The organism is Mesorhizobium sp. M2A.F.Ca.ET.037.01.1.1 (assembly GCF_003998075.1).
Lineage (GTDB): Bacteria > Pseudomonadota > Alphaproteobacteria > Rhizobiales > Rhizobiaceae > Mesorhizobium.
The window spans coordinates 1-2169 of sequence record NZ_RZSA01001047.1 but is presented as its reverse complement, the minus strand read 5'-3'; the positions used below and the strand labels follow the sequence as shown (position 1 = coordinate 2169).

The following is a 2169-nucleotide window of genomic DNA, read 5'->3' as shown; positions in this document are numbered from 1 at the left end:
TCGCCGGAGTCGGCCAGGATCTTGCGCCCTTCCTCGACCTTGGTGCCGGAAAGGCGCACCACCAACGGCACGTCGACGCCGACCTCGCGGATCGCCTTGATGACGCCTTCGGCCACCCAGTCGCAGCGGTTGATGCCGGCAAAGATGTTGACCAGGATGGTCTCGACTTGTTTGTCGCCGAGCACGGCGCGGAAGGATTTTGCCACGCGCTCCGGCGAGGCGCCGCCGCCGATGTCGAGGAAGTTGGCCGGCTCGCCGCCGGCGATCTTGATCATGTCCATCGTCGCCATGGCGAGGCCAGCGCCGTTGATGATGCAGCCGATATTGCCGTCCAGACCGACATAGGAGAGGCCGCGGTCGCTGGCGAAGGTCTCGCGCGGGTCTTCCTGGCTTTTGTCGCGCAGCTCGGAGATTTCCGGGCGGCGGAACAGCGCGTTCTCGTCGAACGACATCTTCGCGTCGAGCGCGACCAGGCTGCCGTCGCGCGTCACCACCAGCGGATTGATCTCCAGCATCGAGGCGTCGTAGTCGCGGAACACCTGGTAGCAGCCGAGGATGGTTTCCGTCGCCTTGCCGATCAGGCCGCTTTCGAGCCCGAGGCCGAAGGCGATCTCGCGCGCCTGAAAACCCTGCATGCCGACACCGGGATCGACGGTGGCGCGGATGATGGAATCCGGCTGCTTTTCGGAGATGTCCTCGATCTCCATGCCACCGGCTGCCGACGCCACGATCATGACGCGCTCTTCCTTCCGGTCGAGCACAAAGCCGAGATAGAGCTCCTGCGCGATGTCGACGGCTTCCTCCAGATAGAGGCGCGAGATCAGCTTGCCGCGCGGGCCGGTCTGCTGCGTCACCAGCTTGCGTCCGAGCATGGCTTCCGCGGCGTTGGAGATCTCCTCGTCATTCGAGCAGAGTTTTATCCCGCCGACTTTGCCGCGCGCGCCGGAATGAACCTGCGCCTTTAGCACCCATTTCGAGCCGCCGATCTCGCGCGCGCGGTAGGTCGCCTGCTCGGGGCTGTAGGCGAGGCCGCCGCGCGGCACATGCACGCCGTGGCGGGCAAGCAGTTCCTTGGCCTGGTATTCGTGGATGTCCATCTTGTCCTCCCAGTTTTTTTTTACTGCGCGGCGTGAACCTGGCCGGCGCGCTCGATCGCTTCGTTGACCACCAGCACATTGCGCGCCATGCGTTCCGACGCGGCGTCGATCATCTTGCCGTCGAGCGCGGCTGCGCCCTTGCCCAGCGCCTCCGCCTCCTTCAGCACCTCGAGGATGCGGCGGGCGCGGGTGACCTCTTTCTCCGGCGGCGAAAACACGTCGTTGGCCAAAGCGATCTGCGAAGGGTGGATTGCCCATTTGCCTTCAATGCCGAGCGCGGCGGCGCGCCTTGCGGCCGCCTTGTAGCCTCCGGGATCGGAGAAATCGCCGAACGGCCCGTCGATGGCGCGCAGGCCATAGGCGCGGCAAGCGACCGTCATGCGCGACAGCGCGAAATGCCACTGATCGCCGGGATAGTCGGGGTTGAGGCCGCCGATGTTGACGGTCCGCGCCTTGTTGCTCGCGGCATAGTCTGCGACGCCGAAATGCATCGCCTCCAGCCGCCCCGGCGTGGCGGCGATCGCCTCGACATTGGCCATGCCGAGCGCCGTCTCGATCAGCGCTTCCAGGCCGACGCGGGTCTTGAAGCCCTTGGCCATCTCGACCTGGTTGACCATGGCCTCGACCATATAGAGGTCGGCGGGCACGCCGACCTTCGGCACCAGAATGGTGTCCAGCTTGTCGCCGGCCTGTTCCATGACGTCGACGACGTCGCGGTACATGTAATGGGTGTCGAGGCCGTTGATGCGCACCGAGACGGTCTTGCCCTTGGCGCGCCAGTCGATGTCGTTCAGCGCCTGGATGATGTTCTTGCGGGCGCGCTCCTTGTCGGGCGGCGCCACCGCATCCTCGATGTCGAGAAAGACGAAGTCGGCGGCGCTGTTCGCCGCCTTGTCGATCATCTCCGGGCTGGAGCCCGGAACGGCCAGCTCGCTGCGCTGGAGCCTGAGTTTCTTCAGGTGGTTGATGGTGTGGCTCATGGCGCGCCCCTTATGCCGCCTTGGCGACTGGCATTTCGGCCGTGCGGCGGAAGTGCTCGATCGCCGCGGCGACGCCCGAGCCCGGCGCCAGG

Annotated in this window: 2 protein-coding genes; both read right to left on the bottom strand. The window is 65.8% G+C overall.

Annotation, left to right across the window (positions count from 1 at the left end; all coding sequences use genetic code 11):
* Positions 1-1097 (bottom strand): malate--CoA ligase subunit beta (locus tag EOA27_RS33200; RefSeq protein ID WP_127258381.1); only part of this gene is annotated, 1097 nt, incomplete at its 3' end.
* Positions 1098-1117: 20 nt separating this feature from the next.
* Positions 1118-2077, bottom strand: coding sequence for a CoA ester lyase (locus tag EOA27_RS33195; RefSeq protein WP_127258379.1), 960 nt, complete (start codon positions 2075-2077; stop codon positions 1118-1120).
* Between the last annotated feature and the right edge of the window lie 92 nt (positions 2078-2169).

What these genes read in the sequence shown, in the direction of transcription:
- EOA27_RS33195 (WP_127258379.1), bottom strand. Translation starts at nt 2,077, where the DNA reads ATGAGCCACACCATCAACCACCTGAAGAAACTCAGGCTCCAGCGCAGC.